Consider the following 20,578-nt stretch of genomic DNA (forward strand, 5'->3'; position numbering starts at 1 on the left):
GTATAGCAAAAAAATGAACCTCAGCACAAACTCTGCCAGCGCAACCGAAGAAATCGAAGGCAGCGTGCAGGGGCATCGCGACGGCCACGGTTATGTGTTGCGCGATGACGGTGAAAAAGACATCTACATCCCGGCCAACGAAATGCGTGCGGTGCTGCACAAGGACCGGGTCAAGGTCATCGTCGTGCGCCATGACCGGCGCGGCCGCCCCGAAGGGCGCGTGACCGAAATCATCGAGCGCCCGACCAAGACCATCATCGGCCGGCTGCTGCAGGAAAGCGGTGTCTGGCTGGTCGCGCCCGAAGACAAGCGCTATGGCCAGGATGTGCTGATTCCCGCGAACGCCACGGGCACGGCCAAGACCGGCCAGGTCGTGGTCGCGGAGCTCACGGAGTCGCCTGCGCTGTTCGGCCAGCCGGTCGGTCGCATCACCGAAGTGCTAGGCGAAGTCGACGACGCGGGCATGGAAATCGAGATCGCGGTGCGCAAGTACGATGTGCCGCACGAGTTCTCGCCCGAGTGCCTGGAGCAGGCCAAGGGCCTGCCCGACAAGGTGCGCGCCATCGACCGCAAGCAGCGCATCGACCTGACCGACGTGCCGCTGGTGACCATAGATGGCGAGGACGCGCGCGACTTCGACGATGCCGTGTACTGCGAGCCCGCCAAGGTCGGGCGCGCCAAGGGCTGGCGCCTGCTGGTGGCGATTGCCGACGTGAGCCACTATGTGCGCACCGGCAGCGCGATCGACACCGACGCCTACGACCGTGCGACCAGCGTCTATTTCCCGCGCCGCGTGATTCCCATGCTGCCCGAAAAGCTCAGCAACGGCCTGTGCTCGCTGAACCCCGAAGTCGACCGCCTGTGCATGGTCTGCGACATGTTGGTCACGGCCAAGGGCGATGTGCACGCCTACCAGTTCTATCCGGCGGTGATGCACAGCCATGCGCGCTTCACCTATACCGAAGTCGCAGCCATCCTGTCGAACACGCGCGGCCCCGAAGCCCAGCGCCGCAGCGCGCGCGTGCCCGATCTGCTGAACCTGCACGGCGTCTACCAGTCGCTGCTCAAGGCGCGCCAGGCGCGCGGCGCCGTGGATTTCGAGACCACCGAAACGCAGATCGTCTGCGACGACAACGGCCGCATCGAGAAGATCATTCCGCGCACGCGCAACGAAGCGCACAAGCTGATCGAGGAAGCGATGCTCGCGGCCAACGTCTGCAGCGCCGACTTCATCGCGCAAAGCGGCCAGAACGGCCTGTTTCGCGTGCACGACAGCCCGTCGGTCGAGAAGCAGGAAGTGCTGCGCAATTACCTCAAGGCCATGGCCGTGGGCATGTCGATCAGCGACAACCCCAGGCCCGCCGAGTTCCAGGCGATTGCCCAGGCGACCAAGGACCGCCCCGACGCGCCGCAGATCCACACCATGCTGCTGCGCTCGATGATGCAGGCGATCTACACGCCCGTGAACGAAGGCCACTTCGGCCTGGCCTTCGAGGCCTACACCCACTTCACCAGCCCGATCCGGCGCTACCCCGATCTGCTGGTGCACCGCGTGATCAAGTCCGAACTCGAAGGCAAGCGCTACCGCCTGCCGGTGCTGCCGACGCCGGGCGAAGCCCATGCCAAGCTGGCCAAGCGCCTGGCGAACCGCGTGAGCGCGCCCAATCAGGCGCCGCGCAAGAAGCCCGCGGGCGGTGCCGAGCTGCTGGCCTGGGAGGCCGCGGGCCTGCACTGCAGCGCCAACGAACGCCGTGCCGACGAGGCCAGCCGCGATGTCGAGTCCTGGCTCAAGTGCAAGTACATGCGCGAGCACCTGGGCGAGGAGTTCTCGGGCACCGTGACGGCCGTGACCACCTTCGGCATCTTTGTGACGCTGGACGCGATGTACGTCGAAGGCCTGGTGCACATCACCGAGCTGGGCGGCGATTACTTCAAGTTCGATGAAATGCGCCAGGAACTGCGCGGCGAGCGTTCGGGCATACGCTATGCAATAGGCTCGCGGCTGCGCGTGCAGGTCAGCCGCGTCGACCTCGATGGCCGGCGCATCGACTTCCGTCTGGTGCAGGAAGGCGGCGAAGCCCAGCCTGCGCGCAGCGGCGGCGGCAAGCGCGACGCCCGGCCCCAGCGCGGAACGCGGGAGGAACGCAGCCCGCGCGACGAGCGCGGCCGGCGCGAGGAGGCTTCGGGCCATCGCACCGAGCGCCCTGAACGCAATCCACGCGATGCGGGTGCGCGGCAGGCCGGCGATGCGCAGCCGCACGTGGAGGATTCCAACGACCAGGCAATGGATGCGCCCGTCAGCCGCAAGGACCGTGGCAGCCGCTCCAAGCCCTCGCTGCTGATGCCCTCGCTGCCGCCACCGTCGCCCATCGAAGGCCTCAAGGCGTCGGTACGCAAGGCCGCGACAGGCCCCAAGCCGCCCAGCGGCAAACCCAAGCGCAAGCCACGCCGTTAAGCCGTGGCTGCACCAAAGGCCCTTGCCGGTTCTGCCAGCGAGGGCTTTTTTGCGTCGCGCTTATTGAAGCATTGCCGCAAGCGCGCTGGCGGTGAGTGCCAGGTGCGCGGGCCAGCGGTCGGCCGCCGCGCCATGCGCCTGTGCGGCATCGCTGGCCGCATGGTGGGGCGCAAGTCCACGCGCCAGGCGCGCGCCTATCAGTCCTGCGAGCACATCGCCCGTGCCGGCCGTGGCCAGCCGGGCATTGCCGGTCGGGTTGACGATGGGCCGTTCGCCCGGGGTGGCGGTGATCGAGCCCGAGCCCTTGAGCACCACCGTGCAGGCGTAGCGAGCGGCCAGCGCCTGCGCCGCGGCCAGCCGGTCGGCCTGGACTTCGCTGGTGGTGCAGTGCAGCAGGCGCGCGGCTTCGAGGGGGTGGGGCGTGAGCACCGTGGCCTGGCCGGCGGCGGCGCGGGCGCGCAAGGCCGTGGACAATGCGCTGTCGCCGGCCACGGCGTTGAGTCCGTCGGCGTCGAGCACCAGGCGCGGCGCCTGGGCCAGCACCGCGGGCAGCACGGCGCGCACGGCTTCGCCGCCGCCACAGCCGCAGACCACGCTCAGATCGGGCAAGCGCAGTGCATCGAAGCGGCGCAGCATCAGTTCGGGCCAGGGTGGCGCCAGCGTCAATCCATCGTCCAGCAGGGAAACCATTACCCGGCCCGCGCCGCCAAACACCGCTGCGCCGGCCGCGAGCCAGGCCGCGCCGGTCATGCCCATGCCGCGCGCCTGCAGGCCTTCGCCGCCGACCACGGCGACATCGCCAAAGCTGCCTTTGTGGCTGGCGTGCTGCGCATTGCCGCGCGTGTTTGCGCGCTGCTCCGGGCCGTCGATTCCCAGCTGCGCCGTGGCCGGCGGCGCAAGCGCGCCGCAACCCAGGTCGTCGAGCCAGACGCTGCCGCTGGCATCGCGCCCCTGGGCGGTGAACAGTCCGGGCTTGAGCGTCAGCAGGCTTAGCGTATGGCAAGGCGCAATAGGCGGCGAGTCGGGTGCGAATCCTGCGGCGTACTGGCCGGTGTCGGCATCGAGCCCCGAAGGCATGTCGACCGCCAGCAGCGTCGCCGGGCTGTTGCGCAGATGGTCCAGCAACGCGCGCAGCGCTGGCGCCGGCGCGCGCGCGGACGCGGCGCGCAGGCCTATGCCCAGCAGGGCATCGATGCACAGATCGCGCGGCCCGAGGTCGGTGGGCGGGCCGGGCGCAAACACCACGCCGGCTGCGAGCGCGCGCTGCCAGGCGGCGCGCGCATCGGCCGGTGTGGAGTCGGGATGGCCCAGCCAGGTCACGGTGACGCTCCGGCCGGCCTGGTGCAGGCGGGCCGCGGCCTCCAGGCCGTCGCCGCCATTGTTGCCGCTGCCGCAGGCGATCCAGATCCGGCGCGCATGCGGCGCGAGCGCCAGGGCCAGGCTGGCGGTGGACGCGCCCGCGCGCTGCATCAGGCAGTGGGCGGGCAGGCCGATTGCGGCCGTGGTTTCCAGGGCGCGGGTCGCGGCAACGCCGTGCAGCGCATGGGTCTGTTCAATGGAGATGGCTTGCATGGCCCCAGCATAGGGCCGCGCTCAGAAGCGTTCAAGCACCAGGCCCTGGGTGTCGATGGCCGGTGCGCGCCCGGCGACCAGGTCGGCGAGCAACTGGCCGCAGCCGTGCGCCATGGCCGCGCCGTGGTTGCCGTGGCCCAGGTTGAGCCAGATGCCGGGCAGGCCGCTGGCGCCCAGCAGTGGCGCGCCGTCGGCGGTCATGGCGCGCGTGCCGCGCCAGGTCTGCACGCCCTGCGAGGGCTGCATGCCGCCGGGAAACCAGTGGTTGAGCGCGTCGTAGAGGCGCTGCAGGCTGGGCGCGTGGTGCGCGCCCGAGGTGCCGATTTCGGCGCCGCCGCCCGCGCGCACGCGCTGGCCCAGCCGCACCAGCGTGATCTGGCTGTCCCAGTCGACGACGGCGCAGCGCGGCGCATGCACGGGTTCGCGCACGGGCGCGCTCACGGTGTAGCCGCCCAGGCCGACCACGGGCAGCTTCAGGCCCAGCGGGCGCAGCAGTGCGGCGCTGTCGGCGCCCGCGCAGACCACGATGGCGTCGTGCACGCGTGGGCTCGACTCTCCCGCGAGCTGCACGCCCGTGGGCGCGTGGCGCAGCCGGCTGACATGCGCGTCGAACACGAACTGCACGCCCATCTGCTGGGCCTCGAAGCGTTGCAACTGCACCCACAGGCGTGAGTTGGCGGTGGCGGCGCCGGGCAGGTTCAGCGCGCCGACCAATTTGAAATCGGACGCCAGGCCGGGTTCGAGCTGGCGTGCCTGGGCCGCATCGAGCCGCTGCACGGCCACGCCGGCGTCGGCGAGCACTGCCAGCGCGGGCTGCAGCCGGGCCAGCGTGGCTTCGGTGCGCAGCAGCACCAGCGCGCCGGTCTGCGCTTGCAGGTCCTGGGCCAGCGCGGCGCCCCCGCTGTCGCGCAGTGCGCGGCTGTACTGGGCCAGGCGTTCGATGGCCGCGAGCGCCGGGTGCACGCGCTCGGGTGCGCTGCGCACGCGCCGTCCAGCCTGGCGCCAGCGCCAGAGCCAGGCCAGGTCGGCGCTGTCCAATGCGCTGCCTATGCGCAGCAGCGCGGGTTGGCGGCGCAGACCGGCGGAAGGTGCGAGGCCCGCAGCGCTCCAGGGCTGGAGCAGGGCCGGCGCGAGCCAGCCCGTGGGCGCGAAGCTCGCGCCTTCGGCCGCGCTGCCGCGCTGGTCGTAGACCGTGACGGCGTGGCCGTCATGCTGCAGCGCGTGCGCAGTGGCGATGCCGGCGGCGCCGGCACCCACGATGGCAATGTTCATGAGAGGGTGTGATCAGAAAGGTCCGGCCCGCAGCGCGGGTGCTGCGCTACGACGCCGCGAGTATGCCTTCGATCTGCAGGCTGATGTCGAGTACCGCATCATCGTGCAGCGCGCCATGCCAGACCATCAACCCTACGGGCAGCTCGCCTTGTATGTGGCAGGGCAGCGACAGCGCGCAGCCGTCGAGCATGTTGACCACGCTGGTGTTGCGCAGCAGCAAGGTATTGGCGCGCTGGAAGGCCGCGTCGCGCTGCGCGTCGACGGCGGCGTCGAGGCCGTCGGCCGGTGCGACGCTGGCAATGGGGGGCGCGAGAATTGGGACCGTGGGCGACAGCAGCGCGTCGTAGCCGGCCAGCGCCTGCTCCATGCGCGCGATCCACTGGTTGCGCGCGTGGTGCAGGTCGATGTAGTGCGCGGCCGTCATGCCCGCGCCGCGTTCGATGCGGCTGCGCACGCGCGGGTCGTAGGGCAGGCCCAGCGCGTCGGCCCGGGCCAGCAGCGGGCGGTGCCAGGCATAGCTTTCGGCGCCCGGGAAGCTGCCGTGGTCGTTGATGTGGGCCAGCGTGTCGAGTTCGGGCAGGTCGATGTCGACGATGCGCGCGCCCGCGGCGCGCAGCTGCTCGAGGCTGCGCTCGAAGGCCAGTGCCACGGCGGGCTCGATGTCGTCGAGGAACAGCCGGCGCGGCACGGCCAGGCGCCAGTCGGCGATGCCGCAGGCCGCGCGCGCGACCGTGCGCGCGGCGAGGATTTCGTGCACAAGAATAGCGTCGCGCACGCTGCGCGTGATCGCGCAGGCCGTGTCCAGCGTGGGCGACAGCGCAATCGTGCCGCTGGTGGGCGTGAGGCGCGCGGTGTTCTTGAAACCGACCAGGCCATTGAGCGCCGCGGGAATGCGTATCGAGCCGCCGGTGTCCGAGCCCAGGCCCACATAGGCCGCGCCGCTGGCCACCGACACCGCCGCGCCCGACGACGAGCCGCCGCTCACGCGCGCCGGACCGGGCAGGGGGCCGAAACGTGCATCGAGCGCTGCGGGCGTGCCGAAATGCGGGTTGACGCCCACGCCGGAATAGGCGAATTCCACCATGTGGGTGCGGCCTATGAGCGCCGCGCCGGCCGCGCGCAGCCGGGCCACGGCCAGGCAGTCCTCGCCGGCAGGGGGGGCATCGGCGAGCACGCGCGAACTCGCCGCACTGCGTGTGCCCTCGATGTCGAAGAGGTCTTTGACCGAGACCGGCAGGCCGGCCAGCGGCAACTGCGGCGCGGCGCGGGCCGCGCTGTGCATGGCGCTGTCGAACAGTGTCTGGGCAAACACATGCGCGCAGGCCGGTGTGCTCGCCGTGGCGATCGCGGCCTGGAGCAGATCGGTGGCGCGGCATTCGCCGCTGCGCACGTTGGCGAGTGCGGAGCAAAGATCAAAGGACATGCTTGTGGTAGAATTTTTCGGCTTTGCTGAGTGCTGCCTTGCGGCATGCAATGCTGGGCGCGTCTTACGCGTTTGGCGTCACGTTCTGTGCACAGTGTGCCCTAGTGGCAAGCAGCAAAGCAAATAGCAAACCAGTCCCCTCAAGGTGTTGCCCTCACGGGCAAATGTCGGGCTGGATTTTAGACCCAACCTTTGGAGTATTCATATGTCCGTCACTATGCGCGAAATGCTGGAAGCCGGTGTCCACTTCGGTCACCAAACCCGCTTCTGGAACCCCAAGATGGCTCCGTTCATCTTCGGTCACCGCAACAAGATTCACATCATCAACCTGGAAAAGTCGCTGCCGATGCTCCAGGACGCGCAGAAGTTCGCCAAGCAGCTGTCCGCCAACCGCGGTACCGTGCTGATGGTGGGCACCAAGCGCCAAGCCCGCGACCTGGTGGCTGCTGAAGCCCAGCGCGCTGGCGTGCCTTACGTCGACCAGCGCTGGCTCGGCGGCATGCTGACCAACTTCAAGACCGTCAAGACGTCGATCAAGCGTCTGAAGGACATGAAGATCCAGCAGGAAGCCGGCCTGGAAGCCATGAGCAAGAAGGAACAGCTGATGTTCGCTCGCGAACTCGAAAAGCTGGAAAAGGACATCGGCGGTATCCAGGACATGAACGGTCTGCCAGACGCCATCTTCGTGATCGACGTGGGCTTCCACAAGATCGCCGTGGCCGAAGCCAAGAAGCTGGGCATCCCCCTGATCGGTGTGGTGGATTCGAACCACAACCCCGAAGGCATCGACTACGTGATCCCTGGCAACGATGACTCGGCCAAGGCCGTGGAACTGTACGCCAAGGCCATCGCCGACGCGATCCTCGAAGGCCGTGCCGACGCCGTCAACGACGTGGTCAAGGCCGTGGCTGCTGAAGGCTCGGACGAATTTGTGGAAGTGCAAGAGTCGGCTGCCTAAAGTCCGGCAACGCGACCTGTCGCGAAAAGGAAGCGGGGCTCTGGTAGCCCCCTTTTTTTAGCCTCAATCCTTGTAACGAATCGAACTGAAACCGGAGAATTAAGATGGCTGTTATTACCGCAAAACTGGTGGCTGAACTGCGCGCGAAGACCGACGCACCGATGATGGAATGCAAGAAGGCACTGACCGAAGCCGACGGCGATCTGGTCAAGGCCGAAGAGCTGCTGCGCGTCAAGCTCGGCACCAAGGCTGGCAAGGCCGCTTCGCGCATCACCGCCGAAGGCGTGGTTGCAAGCTTCATCAATGGCAATGTCGGCGCGATGATCGAAGTCAACAGCGAAACCGACTTCGTCTCCAAGAACGACAGCTTCCTGGCCCTGGCCGATGCCGCTGCCAAGCTGATCGCCGAGCACAACCCCGCCGACATCGAAGCCCTGTCCGCGCTGCCCTACGAGCAGGACACTTTCGGTCCCACGCTCGAAGACGTGCGCAAGGGCCTGATCGGCAAGATCGGCGAAAACATGTCGTTCCGCCGCTTCAAGCACTTCAGCGGCACCAGCCTGGCCTCCTACCTGCACGGCTCGCGCATTGGCGTGGTCGTCGAGTTCGAAGGCGATGCAACGGCGGCCAAGGATGTGGCCATGCACGTGGCCGCGATGAAGCCCGTCGCCCTGAGCAGCGCCGACGTGCCTGCCGAGCTGATCGAAAAAGAGCGCGCCGTGGCAACCGCCAAGGCCGCTGAATCGGGCAAGCCCGCCGACATCGTCGCCAAGATGGTCGAAGGTTCGGTGCAGAAGTACCTCAAGGAAGTCTCGCTGTACAACCAGGTCTTCGTGAAGGCCGCTGACGGCAAGCAGACCGTTGAGCAAATGCTCAAGGCCGCAAACACCACCATCAAGGGCTTCACCCTGTACGTGGTCGGCGAAGGCATTGAGAAGAAGGTGGACGATTTCGCCGCCGAAGTGGCTGCCCAGGTCGCCGCTGCCAAGGCTGGCGCTTAAGTCATCCGTAGACCGTTTCTTTCCCCCGATCCCATTTTTACCGTACGGAGTATTTTCATGACCCACGCAGCACCAGCCCACAAGCGCATCTTGCTCAAGTTGTCTGGCGAGGCGCTCATGGGCGACGACTCCTTCGGCATCAACCGGGCCACCATCGAACGCATGGTGGAGGAAATCGCCGCCGTCACCCGTGTGGGTGTGGAGGTGGCGGTCGTGATCGGGGGCGGAAACATCTTTCGTGGCGTGGCCGGTGGCTCCGTAGGAATGGACCGTGCAACGGCCGACTACATGGGCATGCTGGCCACGGTCATGAATGCCCTGGCCCTGGCCGATGCCATGGACAAGCAGGGCCTGACGGCCCGCGTGATGTCGGCCATTGCGATCGAGCAGGTGGTCGAGCCTTACGTGCGCCCCAAGGCGCTGCAGTACCTCGAAGAGGGCAAGGTCGTGGTGTTTGCCGCCGGCACGGGCAACCCGTTTTTCACCACCGACACCGCCGCCGCGCTGCGCGGTGCGGAAATCGGTGCCGAAGTCGTGCTCAAGGCGACCAAGGTGGATGGCGTGTATACGGCCGATCCGTTCAAGGACCCTGAAGCAACCCGCTACACGAAGCTGAGCTTCGACGAGGCCATTTCGCGCAATCTGGGCATCATGGATGCGACCGCATTCGCGCTGTGCCGCGACCAGAAGCTGCCGGTGCGGGTGTTCTCCATCGTCAAGCATGGAGCGCTGTTGCGTGTGGTGATGGGTGAAGACGAAGGCACCTTGGTGTACGCTTGAGCATCATGCACCGCGCAGGTGCATTGCCGATCCCCGAGGAATAGACATGACGATTGCTGACATCAAGAAAACCACCGAAGCCAAGATGGACCAGTCCATCACGGCGTTCAAGAACAACCTGGGCAAGATCCGTACCGGCCGCGCCAGCGCCGGCATGCTCGACAGCATCCAGGTCGAGTATTACGGCTCCATGGTGCCGCTGACGCAGGTGGCCAACGTTTCGCTGCTCGATTCGCGCACCCTGAGCGTCCAGCCCTGGGAAAAGTCCATGGCTGCCAAGGTCGAAAAGGCGATCCGCGAAAGCGATCTGGGCGTGAACCCTTCGTCGCTGGGCGAGCTGATCCGCGTGCCCGTGCCGCCGATGAGCGAAGAGCGCCGCAAGGAAATGACCAAGGTCGCACGCAACGAAGCCGAAGGCGCGAAGATCGCCATCCGCAACCTGCGCCGCGATGCGAATGATTCGGTCAAGAAGCTGGTCAAGGAAAAGCTGGCGTCCGAAGACGACCAGAAGCGCGCCGAAACCGACGTGCAGAAAGTGACCGACCGCCATATCGCCGAGATCGATCAGCTGGTGGCGGCCAAGGAACAAGAGATCATGGCGGTTTGACAGGTCCAGCCACCGTAGACCACGCCTTGCAGACGTTCACCGAATTTTCCGTGCCCCAGCACGTTGCCATCGTCATGGATGGCAACGGCCGCTGGGCCAAGCGCCGTTTCATGCCCCGCCTCACGGGGCACACGCAGGGCGTCAAGGCCTTGCGCCGCTGCGTCAAGGCCTGCCTCGAACGCGGCGTGGCGGTGCTCACGGTGTTTGCGTTTTCCTCGGAAAACTGGCAGCGTCCCGAAGACGAGGTCTCCGGCCTGATGGGCCTGCTCACGACGGCGCTGGGCCGCGAAGTCGTGCAGCTCGGACGCGAGGGCGTACAGCTGCACTTTGTCGGCGAGCGCCGCGGCCTGAGCGAGCGCATGTGCGCCGGGCTGGACGCCGCCGAGCGCGAAACGGCGCACAATAGCCGTCTGGTGCTCAATATCTGTTTCAATTATGGTGGACGCTGGGACATCGCCCAGGCTGCGGCCCGTCTGGCCGCGCAGGGCGCGCCCATCACCGAAGCCAGCCTGAATGCCGCCATGGGGCTGTCGCATGTCGCCGACCCGGATCTGCTGATACGCACGGGTGGAGAAATGCGCATCAGCAATTTCCTGCTGTGGCAACTGGCCTACTCGGAATTGTTTTTCAGCCCCGTTCTGTGGCCCGACTTCGACGAAGCGGCACTGGACGAGGCTTTTGCTGCCTACGGCGCGCGCGAGCGCCGCTTTGGCAAAACTTCTGCACAAATTCAGTCGGCCCCTCCCGCGAAGTTGCCGGTCTGAGAAAGGGAACCATGCTCAAGCAGCGTGTCATTACCGCTCTGGTCCTGCTGGCGATTCTTCTTCCCGCATTGTTCTATCCGGACCCGCTGCCGTTCTCGCTGGTGGTGCTGGTGCTGATGACCGCAGGCGCCTGGGAATGGGGCCGGATGCATGGCCTGCGCCAGGCCGGCGCCGTTGCGCTGGCCGCGGCCTGCCTGCTGCTGTGCGCCCTGACCTGGTACCTGGGCTGGCTGGACCAGTCGCTGGCCCGGTTGTGGCTGATAGGCGGCAGCCTCTGGGTGCTGGGCGCCGCGGCGCTGCTGCGTGCGGGCGTGGGCGCCTGGGGGCGTGTGCCGCTGGCGCTGCGGCTGGTGGGCGGCGTGCTCGCGCTGTGGCTGGCCTGGCTGGCCGTGGTGCAGGCGCACCGCATGGGTGTCAATTTCCTGCTGTCGGTGCTGCTGCTGGTCTGGGTCGCCGACATCTTTGCCTATTTCGCCGGCCGCACTTTCGGCCTCAAGTTCACGCGCAACAAGCTCGCGCCCTCGATCAGCCCCGGCAAGAGCTGGGAAGGGGTCTGGGGCGGCATGGCCGGGGTGCTGGTGCTGGCGGCGGTCTGGGTGGTCGCCGACCGCCAGCTGGGCGCAGCCCTGCCGAGCTTCTATTCCCTTTTGCTGCGCCAGGGCCTGTGGTTCCTGGTGCTGGCCGTGGTGTTCATGGGGGCCATGAGCGTGGTCGGTGATCTGGTCGAGTCGCTGGTCAAGCGCAGCGTCGGCGTCAAGGACAGCAGCGCGCTGCTGCCGGGCCACGGCGGCGTGCTCGACCGCATCGATGCGCTGCTGCCGACCCTGCCATTGGCCATGATGCTCTCTTCCTTCGTACAGCCATGAAACAACGACTTACTATCCTGGGCTCCACCGGCTCGATAGGCACCAGCACGCTCGACGTGGTGGCGCGCCACCTCGCGGATTACGAGGTGTTTGCGCTCAGCGCCGCGACCCAGGTCGACCTGCTGCTCGCGCAGTGCGCGCAGTTCAAGCCGCGGTTTGCTGTCATGGCCAGCCCGCCCCATGCGCGCGAGCTCGCCGAGAAGATCCAGGCCAATGGCCTGGCGACCCAGGTGCTGCAGGCGGGCGATGCGCTCGAGCAGATCGCCGCGCATGAAGAGGTCGATGTCGTCATGGCCGCGATCGTCGGCGCCGCGGGCCTGGGCCCGTGCCTGGCCGCGGCCCGGGCCGGCAAGCGTTTGCTGCTGGCCAACAAGGAAGCGCTGGTGGTCGGCGGCGCGCTGTTCATGGACACTGTCAAGCGCCATGGCGCGACGCTGCTGCCCATAGACAGCGAGCATTCGGCGATTTTCCAGTGCCTGCCCGAAGACCGCACGACATGGCCCCGGCGCGTGGACAGCATCCTGCTCACCGCCTCGGGCGGGCCGTTTCGCACGCGCGATCCCGCAAGCCTTTCGCAGATCACGCCCGAGCAGGCCTGTGCCCACCCGAACTTCTCGATGGGCCGCAAGATTTCCGTGGATTCGGCGACGATGATGAACAAGGCGCTTGAAGTCATCGAGGCGCGCTGGCTGTTCGACATGACGCCCGATCGCATCAAGGTGGTGATCCATCCCCAGCAGATCGTGCACTCGATGGTGCAGTTCAACGACGCCTCGGTGCTGGCCCAGCTGGGCACGCCCGACATGCGCGTGCCCATTGCCTGCGGCCTGGCCTGGCCCGAGCGCATCGCCAGCGGTGCGGCGCGGCTGGACTTCTCCCAGTTGACGGCGCTGACGTTCGAGGACGCAGATGCCCAGCGCTTTCCGGGCCTGCACCTGTCTTGGCAGGCGCTGCGCGCGATCGAGGGCACGACCACGGTGCTCAACGCGGCCAACGAAATGGCCGTCGATGCTTTCTTGCACCGCCGCCTGACGTTCGACCGTATCCATGCGGTCAACCTCGAGACGCTGGCGAAAATGCAGTTGCCGCAGGCCCCGGGCTCGCTCGAGGACCTGCTGGCCGTCGATGCCCAGGCGCGCGACTGCGCGCGCGCTGCGGTCGAACGCTGGGCACTGGCCTGAACGGCCAGGTCCGGCCCTCTTTTTTTCGAAATAGGCGCCCTCCATGTTGATGACTGTCCTTGCTTTCGCGCTTGCGCTGGGCGTGCTGATCGCCGTGCACGAGTACGGTCATTACCGCGTGGCGGTCGCCTGTGGCGTCAAGGTGCTGCGTTTTTCGGTAGGCTTCGGCAAGCCCCTGCTGCGCTGGACGCCCAAAGGCTCGCCCACGGAGTTCGTGCTCGCGGCGTTTCCGCTGGGCGGCTATGTGCGCATGCTCGACGAGCGCGAATCGCCGGTCTCTGCCGAGGAGCGGCATCTGGCGTTCAACAACCAGCCGCTGCGCGCGCGCGCGGCCATCGTCGCGGCCGGGCCCGCGGCCAATCTGCTGCTCGCGGTGCTGCTGTATGCGGCCGTCAACTGGATAGGCGTGCAGGAGCCCAAGCCCTATGTCGCCAGCCCGCCGGCCGGCTCGCTGGCCCAGGCCGCAGGCCTGCAGGGCGCGGAGCTGGTGCAGGCCGTGGCGCGCGGCGACGGCCCCTGGGAGCCGGTGGTTTCCTTTGACGAGCTGCGCTGGGCGCTGGCGCGCGCGGCGCTCGAAGGCGAGGATGTGCGTCTGGAGATCCTGCGGCCGCAGGCGTCGGCCGCGGCGGTGCTCCAGCTGCCGCTGGGCACGCTGGAAACGCGCGATGCCGACGCAGGGCTGTTCGAGCGCATAGGCGTGGTCGCGCCTTGGACGCCGGCCGTCATGGGCGAGCTGCTGCCCGACGGCGCGGCACAGCGCTCGGGCCTGCGCGAAGGCGACAAGGTACTGTCCGTGGGGCCGGTCACGGTGCTCGACGGCCAGCAGCTGCGCGGCCTGATCCGCGCCTCAGTCAGCGACGCGCAAGGCCTGGCACAGGACTGGCGCATAGAGCGGGGCGGCCAGCCGCTGCAGCTGTCGGTGCGCCCGGACGCGGTGCAGCAGGATGGGCAATGGTTCGGACGCATAGGCGCGTTCGTCGGCGCCGCGCCTGAAATGACGCTGGTGCGCCGGGGCTTCCTGGAAGGCCTGCAAAATGGCGCGCAGCGCACCTGGGATCTGTCGGTATTGACCTTGCGCATGATAGGCCGCATGGTCATCGGCGAGGCGTCGCTGAAGAACATCAGCGGCCCGCTGACGATTGCCGACTATGCGGGCAAATCGGCGAACATGGGGTTCACGCAGTACCTCGCTTTCCTCGCGCTGATCAGCGTCAGCCTGGGCGTGCTCAACCTGCTGCCCCTGCCGGTTTTGGACGGTGGGCACCTGATGTATTATCTTTGGGAAGGCGTGACGGGCCGGCAGGTGTCCGAAGCTTGGATGGAAAGATTGCAGCGTCTCGGCGTGGCTGTGCTGCTGATGATGATGTGCATCGCCTTTTTCAACGATATCAACCGGCTTTTGGGCTAACTATTTTTGCCGAATTTGCCAAGCAAGTCGGCGGCAATTCACTCATGAAAAAACACATCAATCGCTTAGGCGCGCGTACCGCTTCGGCCTTGACCGCCATGGTTCTTGCGGCCAACGCTGCCTGGGCACTTGAGCCTTTCAAGGTACAGGATATCCGCGTCGAAGGTCTGCAGCGGGTGGAAGCGGGTACCATTTTTGCGTCCATCCCCTTGCGCGTGGGCGATGATTACAACGACGAAAAAGGCTCGGCCGCGATCCGCGCGCTGTTTGCGCTGGGCCTGTTCAAGGACGTGCGCCTCGAAGCCAATGGCAATGTGCTGACGGTGGTGGTCGAGGAACGTCCGACGATTGCCGACGTCAACTTCGCGGGCACCAAGGAGTTCGACAAGGACACGCTCAAGAAGGCCATGCGCGACGTGGGCCTGGCCGAAGGCCGGCCTTTCGACAGCGCGCTCGCCGACCGCGCCGAGCAGGAGCTCAAGCGCCAGTACATCAACCGCAGCCTGTATGGCGCGGAAGTCGTGACCACCGTGACGCCGATCGAGCGCAACCGCGTCAACCTGACGTTCACGGTGACCGAAGGCGAGCCGGCGAAGATCAACGAGATCCACGTGGTCGGCAACAAGGCGTTCAGCGAATCCACGCTCAAGGGCCTGTTCGACCAGGACACGGGCGGCTGGCTCAGCTGGTACACCAAGTCCGACCGCTATGCGCGCTCCAAGCTCAATGCCGACCTCGAAACGCTGCGCTCGTACTATCTGCAGCGCGGCTACCTCGAGTTCCGCATCGATTCGACCCAGGTCGCGATCTCGCCGGACAAGCAGACGATTTCGCTGACGGTGAACATCCACGAAGGCGAGCGCTATGTGGTCTCGGACGTCAAGCTCGAAGGCAATTACCTCGACCGTGACGACGAGTTCAAGTCCATGGTCAAGATCAAGGCCGGCGAGCCCTACAACGCCGACCAGGTGACCGAAACCACCAAGGCATTTTCCGACCACTTCGGCAACTTCGGTTTTGCGTTCGCACGCGTCGAAGCCGTGCCCGAGATCGACCGCGCCAACAACCGCGTGTCCATCGTGGTCAAGGCCGAGCCCTCGCGCCGCGCCTATGTGCGCCGCATCCAGGTCAGCGGCAACAACCGCACGCGTGACGAAGTGATCCGCCGCGAGTTCCGCCAGTTCGAAGCCTCGTGGTACGACGGCGACAAGATCAAGCTCTCGCGCGACCGCGTCGACCGCCTGGGGTTCTTCACCGAAGTCAACGTCGAGACCCAGGAAGTCGCGGGCTCGCCCGACCAGGTCGACCTGGTGGTGACGGTGGCCGAGAAACCCACGGGTTCGTTGCAATTGGGTGCAGGTTTTTCAAGTGCCGAGAAAATCTCGTTGTCGTTCGGTATCAAGCAGGAAAACGTTTTTGGGTCAGGTAACTATTTGGGTGTTGATGTAAATACCAGTAAATATCGCCGTACCCTGGTGCTGAGCACGACCGATCCTTATTTCACCAAGGAAGGCATCTCGCGCACGCTTGACGTCTACTACCGCACCGACAAGCCTTATGAAGACCAGGGCGGCAACTACGAACTCGTGACCGCGGGTACGGGCGTGCGTTTCGGTGTGCCGTTCAGCGAACTCGATACCGTGTTCTTCGGCGCGGGCCTGGAGCAGACCCGCATCAAGCCGGGCACCAACATTCCTGCGGCCTACCTGGCCTATGGCGACACCTATGGCTATACCAGCACGGCCGTGCCGCTCACCATAGGCTGGTCGCGCGACAGCCGTGACAGCGCGCTCGCCCCCAACGACGGCCGCTACCAGCGCCTCAACACCGACTGGTCGGTGGCGGGCGACGCGCGTTATGTGCGCGCCAACTACCAGATCCAGCAGTACGTGCCGCTGAGCAAGAAGTTCACGCTGGCCTTCAACGGCGAGCTGGGCTGGGGCAAGGGCCTCAACGGCCGTCCGTTCCCGGTATTCAAGAACTTCTACTCGGGCGGCCTGGGTTCGGTGCGTGGCTTCGACCAGGGCACGCTGGGCCCGCGTGACGTGATCGGTTCGTCGCTGGGCGGCCCGAAGAAAGTCACGCTGAACGCCGAATTCATGGCGCCGCTGCCAGGCGCTGGAAATGACAAGACCTTGCGCGTGTTCACTTTTGTTGACGTCGGTAATGTTTTTGGCGACCGCGAGACAGTCGACTTCTCGCAGATGCGGGCTTCGACTGGCATTGGCTTGAGCTGGATTTCCCCGCTGGGGCCATTGCGCTTGGCGTATGCTCATCCCGTGCGCAAATTTGCTGGGGATAAAATCCAGAAACTTCAATTCCAAATCGGAACGTCCTTCTAATGAAATCACTTTCTCGCCAAATCTCTCTGGCCGTGCTGATGGGCACTATGGCTCTGGCTGCGCATGCGCAAGAATTCAAGGCCGGGTTTGTCAATACGGACCGGATCTTCCGTGAAGCCACCACGGCCAAGGCCGCCCAGGCCAAGCTCGAGCAAGAGTTCGCCAAGCGCGAAAAAGACCTCGTAGACGCGGGCAACGCCCTCAAGACGGCTTCGGACAAGTTCGAGCGCGAAGCCCCGACGCTGTCGGAATCGCAGCGCACCGCACGCCAGCGCCAGCTCGTGGACCAGGACCGTGAATTCCAGCGCAAGCGCCGTGAATTCCAGGAAGACCTGAACTCGCGCAAGAACGAAGAACTCTCGCAAGTGCTCGAGCGCGCCAATCGCGTGGTCAAGACGGTTGCCGAAGCGGAAAAGTACGACGTGATCCTGCAGGAAGCGGTCTACATCAATCCCAAGCATGACATCACCGACAAGGTGCTCAAGGCGCTCAACGCTGCCAAGTAATCTGCTGCAGAAGACGTACAGACAGTGAGCTTGTTACTCGGGCAAATTGTGGGTGCGCTGGGGGGGACGCTGGAGTTGGCAGGCAGTGATACGGAAATTTCCCGCATCGCTCCGCTGGACTCCGCAGGCCCGGGAGACTTGAGTTTCCTGAGCAATCCACGCTACCAGCAGCAACTGGCCGCCTCCAAGGCGGCCTGTGTCATTGTGGCGCCCGGCATGCGGGATGCGGCAATGCAACGCGGCGCGTGCATCGTCACGCCCGACCCCTACGTGTATTTCGCGCGCGCGACCCAGCTGTGGAAGCGGCTGCACGAGCGCGCGCTGCCCAGCGGCGTGCATCCGAGCGCGGTGGTCGATCCGCAGGCGCAGATCGACCCGACGGCCTATGTGGGCCCGCTGTGCGTGGTCGAGCGCGGAGCGCGCATCGGTGCGGGCACGGTGCTCAAGTCGCGCGTCACGGTGGGCGAGAACTGCAGCGTGGGTGCACGCTGCCTGCTGCATTCGGGCGTGGTGCTGGGCTCCGATGGCTTCGGCTTTGCGCCCGAGCGCGGAACCTGGGTCAAAATCGAGCAGCTCGGCGCAGTGCGCATCGGCGATGATGTTGAAATTGGCGCCAATACCTGCGTGGACAGGGGTGCGCTTGATGACACTGTGATTGAAAATGGCGTGAAGCTGGATAATCTGGTCCAGATCGGACACAACGTCCATGTCGGACAGCATGTCGCCATGGCCGGGTGCGTGGGCGTGGCGGGCAGCGCGCAGATCGGTGCGCACTGCACCGTCGGCGGCGGCGCGATCGTGCTCGGGCACTTGCAATTGGCCGAAAATGTACATATCTCGGCGGCGACTGTGGTGACGCGTTCTTTGAGCAAACCCGGCGTCTATACAGGAATGTTTCCTGTCGATGAAAACAACAAATGGGAAAAAAATGCTGCCACTTTAAAGCAGCTGCACAGCTTGCGTGAGCGCATCAAGGCGCTTGAGCAGCAGCAGCCGCAGGACAGCAAGATCGGAACGCAATGATGGATATTCACGCAATTCTCAAGCAACTGCCCCACCGCTACCCCTTTTTGCTGGTGGACAAGGTTCTGGAGCTCGAGAGCAACCAACGCATCAAGGCGATCAAGAACGTCACGTTCAACGAGCCTTATTTCCAGGGCCATTTTCCTGGCCGCCCCGTGATGCCCGGCGTGCTCATGCTCGAAGCATTGGCACAGGCCGCGGGCCTGCTGGCGTTCGACGCCATGGGCCAGGTGCCGGACGAGAACAACATCTACTACTTCGTCGGCATCGACGCCGCACGCTTCAAGCGTCCGGTCGAACCCGGTGACCAGCTGGTGCTGGAAATCACCATCGACCGCGTGCGCGGCGGCATCTGGAAGTTCAAGGGCGTGGCCCGCGTGGGCGACGAGGTGGCTTGCGAAGCCGACCTGATGTGCACCATGCGGGCTGTGGGCTGAAGGCGCTGGGTTGGTCGTGAGCCGTATTCACTCTACCGCGCTGGTTGATCCGGCAGCCCAGCTTGACGCATTGGTGACCGTGGGTCCCTATGCGGTGATCGGTCCCGATGTGCGCATAGGCGCCGGCACCACCGTGGGCGCGCATTGCGTCATCGAAGGCCACACGACGATAGGCCGGGAAAACCACATTTTCCAGTTCGCCTCGCTGGGCGCGCAGCCGCAGGACAAGAAGTACGCGGGCGAACCCACGCGGCTGGTCATAGGCGATCGCAATACCATCCGCGAGTTCTGCACCTTCAATACCGGCACCGTCCAGGACCAGGGGCTGACGCAGGTCGGCAGCGACAACTGGATCATGGCCTATGTGCACATTGCGCACGACTGCGTCGTGGGCAACCACACGGTGCTGGCCAACAACGCGACGCTGGCCGGCCATGTCAAGGTCGGTGACCACGCAATTTTGGGTGGCTTGACCGGCGTGCACCAGTTCACCCAGATCGGTGCGCATGTGATGGCCGGCTTTGCCAGCCATATCTCGCAGGACGTGCCGCCATTCATGCTGGTCGACGGCAATCCGCTGTCGGTGCGCGGCTTCAACCTCGAAGGCCTGCGCCGGCGCGGTTTTTCGCCCCAGCGCCTGGCCGCGGTCAAGCAGATGCACAAGCTGCTGTACCGCCAGGGCCTGACGCTCGAGGCCGCACGCCAGGCAATTGCTGAACTGAAGTCGCAAAATCCCGAAGCCGTCGCCGATATCGATGCCGTGAGCGCGTTTATCGCCGGCTCCAAGCGCGGTCTTGCACGCTGAACGGGAGCCTTCAATGACTGCAGCGCGTGTGGCCATGGTGGCCGGTGAAACTTCGGGCGACCTGCTGGCCGGCCTGATTCTCGACGGTCTCAAGACCCAGTGGCCGGGGCTGCAAAGCGCGGGCATTGGTGGCCCGCACATGCGCTCGCGCGGTTTCGAGGCCTGGTGGGACAGCCAGCGCCTGGCCGTGCACGGCTACAACCTCGAAGTCTTCCAGCGCCTGGCCGAGCTGCTGCGCATACGCCGGCAGCTGCGCGATCGGCTGCTGGCCGATCCGCCCAGCGTGTTTGTCGGCGTCGATGCGCCCGACTTCAATCTCGGGCTCGAAGCCGATCTGCGCGCCAAGGGTGTCAAGACCGTGCATTTCGTCTGCCCGTCGATCTGGGCCTGGCGTGCCAACCGCGTGGAGAAGATACGCCGCGCGGCCGACCATGTACTGTGCATTTTTCCGTTCGAGCCCGAGCTGCTCGCGGCCCATGGCATTGCCGCGACCTATGTCGGCCATCCCCTGGCCAGCGTGATTGCGCTCGAGCCCGATCGCCAGGCCGCGCGCCAGCGGCTGGGCCTGGCGCCGGACGCGCTGGTGCTGGCCGTGCTGCCCGGCAGCCGGACTTCCGAAATTCGTTATATCGCGCCCGTGTTCTTCGCGGCCGCAGCGCTGGTCGGCAAGGCGTATCCGGCGGTGGAAATCATCGTTCCGGCCGTGCCTTCGCTGATCGACACCGTGCGCCAGGCGGCGCGCGCCGCCGGCATCGAGGCGCGTATCCGCATTCTGTCGGGCCAGTCGCACGATGCGCTCGCGGCCTGCGACTGCACGCTGATTGCCAGCGGCACGGCCACCCTCGAAGCGGCGCTGTTCAAGCGCCCGATGGTGATCGGCTACCGCATGCAGTCGCTGAGCTGGCGGCTGATGCGCCGCAAGCAGCTCCAGCCCTGGGTCGGCCTGCCCAATATCCTGTGCGGCGAGTTCGTCGTGCCGGAGTTGCTGCAGGACGCGGCCACGCCCGAAGCCCTTGCGGCCGAGGTGCTGCGCTGGCTGCGCGCGCGCGATGATTCTCCTTCAACCATTGAAGCGCTCGAGCAGCGCTTCACAGCGCTGCACCATCTGCTGCGGCGCGATACCGCCCGATTGGCCGCTGATGCAATCCAGAAAGTTGTCTCTTCCACCTGAACAGGTC

General features: G+C 66.0%; 18 protein-coding genes. 15 read left to right on the top strand and 3 right to left on the bottom strand.

The features are described 5' to 3' along the window. The first annotated feature begins 13 nt into the window (after window positions 1-13). Window positions 14-2,455 (top strand): ribonuclease R, encoded by a 2,442-nt coding sequence (gene rnr, locus GVL12_RS10860; RefSeq protein WP_159913733.1) that lies wholly within the window; start codon window positions 14-16, stop codon window positions 2,453-2,455. Window positions 2,456-2,515: 60 nt separating this feature from the next. Here rnr and GVL12_RS10865 read toward each other — a convergent pair whose 3' ends face one another. From GVL12_RS10865 to GVL12_RS10875, 3 genes are read right to left on the bottom strand one after another with little or no spacing between them, the layout of a single operon-like run. After that, window positions 2,516-4,027: an NAD(P)H-hydrate dehydratase gene (locus GVL12_RS10865; protein ID WP_159913735.1), complete on the bottom strand. Its 1,512-nt coding sequence runs from the start codon at window positions 4,025-4,027 to the stop codon at window positions 2,516-2,518. Window positions 4,028-4,048: 21 nt separating this feature from the next. Next, the gene (locus GVL12_RS10870; protein WP_159913737.1) at window positions 4,049-5,299 is read right to left on the bottom strand and encodes an FAD-dependent oxidoreductase; all 1,251 of its coding nucleotides are present in this window, start codon (window positions 5,297-5,299) and stop codon (window positions 4,049-4,051) included. 46 nt (window positions 5,300-5,345) lie between these two features. Then, on the bottom strand, window positions 5,346-6,722 hold the full coding sequence (locus GVL12_RS10875; protein ID WP_159913739.1) for an amidase: 1,377 nt from the start codon (window positions 6,720-6,722) through the stop codon (window positions 5,346-5,348). A gap of 205 nt (window positions 6,723-6,927) precedes the next feature. Here GVL12_RS10875 and rpsB point away from each other — a divergent pair, with 205 nt between their 5' ends. The 14 genes from rpsB (at window position 6,928) to lpxB (ending at window position 20,571) form a co-directional block, all read left to right on the top strand. After that, window positions 6,928-7,680: a 30S ribosomal protein S2 gene (gene rpsB, locus GVL12_RS10880; protein WP_159913741.1), complete on the top strand. Its 753-nt coding sequence runs from the start codon at window positions 6,928-6,930 to the stop codon at window positions 7,678-7,680. A gap of 104 nt (window positions 7,681-7,784) precedes the next feature. After that, window positions 7,785-8,681: a translation elongation factor Ts gene (tsf, locus tag GVL12_RS10885; RefSeq protein ID WP_159913743.1), complete on the top strand. Its 897-nt coding sequence runs from the start codon at window positions 7,785-7,787 to the stop codon at window positions 8,679-8,681. A 57-nt stretch (window positions 8,682-8,738) separates the two neighbouring features. Further along, window positions 8,739-9,461, top strand: a complete 723-nt coding sequence (pyrH, locus tag GVL12_RS10890; protein WP_159913745.1) for a UMP kinase — start codon at window positions 8,739-8,741, stop codon at window positions 9,459-9,461. Between the two features lie 46 nt (window positions 9,462-9,507). After that, a complete protein-coding gene (gene frr, locus GVL12_RS10895) occupies window positions 9,508-10,068 on the top strand; it encodes a ribosome recycling factor (protein WP_159913747.1) in 561 nt (186 codons plus the stop codon). Window positions 10,069-10,094: 26 nt separating this feature from the next. Next, complete coding sequence (gene uppS / locus GVL12_RS10900; protein ID WP_159913749.1) at window positions 10,095-10,832, top strand: polyprenyl diphosphate synthase; 738 nt, start codon at window positions 10,095-10,097, stop codon at window positions 10,830-10,832. 11 nt (window positions 10,833-10,843) lie between these two features. Beyond that, window positions 10,844-11,698, top strand: a complete 855-nt coding sequence (locus GVL12_RS10905; RefSeq protein ID WP_159913751.1) for a phosphatidate cytidylyltransferase — start codon at window positions 10,844-10,846, stop codon at window positions 11,696-11,698. Then, a complete protein-coding gene (ispC, locus tag GVL12_RS10910) occupies window positions 11,695-12,879 on the top strand; it encodes a 1-deoxy-D-xylulose-5-phosphate reductoisomerase (protein ID WP_159913753.1) in 1,185 nt (394 codons plus the stop codon). The genes GVL12_RS10905 and ispC overlap by 4 nt, the downstream gene beginning before the upstream one ends. A gap of 43 nt (window positions 12,880-12,922) precedes the next feature. Further along, entirely contained in the window at window positions 12,923-14,287 is a 1,365-nt protein-coding gene (gene rseP / locus GVL12_RS10915; RefSeq protein WP_159913755.1) for an RIP metalloprotease RseP, read from the top strand. 44 nt (window positions 14,288-14,331) lie between these two features. Further along, window positions 14,332-16,629, top strand: a complete 2,298-nt coding sequence (gene bamA, locus GVL12_RS10920; protein WP_159913757.1) for an outer membrane protein assembly factor BamA — start codon at window positions 14,332-14,334, stop codon at window positions 16,627-16,629. Between the two features lie 38 nt (window positions 16,630-16,667). Beyond that, window positions 16,668-17,135, top strand: a complete 468-nt coding sequence (locus tag GVL12_RS10925) for an OmpH family outer membrane protein (protein ID WP_200843670.1) — start codon at window positions 16,668-16,670, stop codon at window positions 17,133-17,135. 24 nt (window positions 17,136-17,159) lie between these two features. Then, window positions 17,160-18,158 carry a UDP-3-O-(3-hydroxymyristoyl)glucosamine N-acyltransferase gene (lpxD, locus tag GVL12_RS10930; RefSeq protein ID WP_159913761.1) on the top strand — a complete coding sequence of 333 codons (999 nt, stop codon included), beginning with the start codon at window positions 17,160-17,162 and terminating at the stop codon, window positions 18,156-18,158. Beyond that, on the top strand, window positions 18,158-18,595 hold the full coding sequence (fabZ, locus tag GVL12_RS10935; protein ID WP_235033848.1) for a 3-hydroxyacyl-ACP dehydratase FabZ: 438 nt from the start codon (window positions 18,158-18,160) through the stop codon (window positions 18,593-18,595). The genes lpxD and fabZ overlap by 1 nt, the downstream gene beginning before the upstream one ends. A 16-nt stretch (window positions 18,596-18,611) precedes the next feature. Further along, a complete protein-coding gene (gene lpxA, locus GVL12_RS10940) occupies window positions 18,612-19,400 on the top strand; it encodes an acyl-ACP--UDP-N-acetylglucosamine O-acyltransferase (RefSeq protein ID WP_159913765.1) in 789 nt (262 codons plus the stop codon). A gap of 13 nt (window positions 19,401-19,413) precedes the next feature. After that, on the top strand, window positions 19,414-20,571 hold the full coding sequence (gene lpxB, locus GVL12_RS10945) for a lipid-A-disaccharide synthase (RefSeq protein ID WP_200843672.1): 1,158 nt from the start codon (window positions 19,414-19,416) through the stop codon (window positions 20,569-20,571). Window positions 20,572-20,578: the final 7 nt, after the last annotated feature.

The organism is Pantoea sp. 18069 (genome assembly GCF_902706035.1).
Lineage (GTDB): Bacteria > Pseudomonadota > Gammaproteobacteria > Burkholderiales > Burkholderiaceae_C > Comamonas.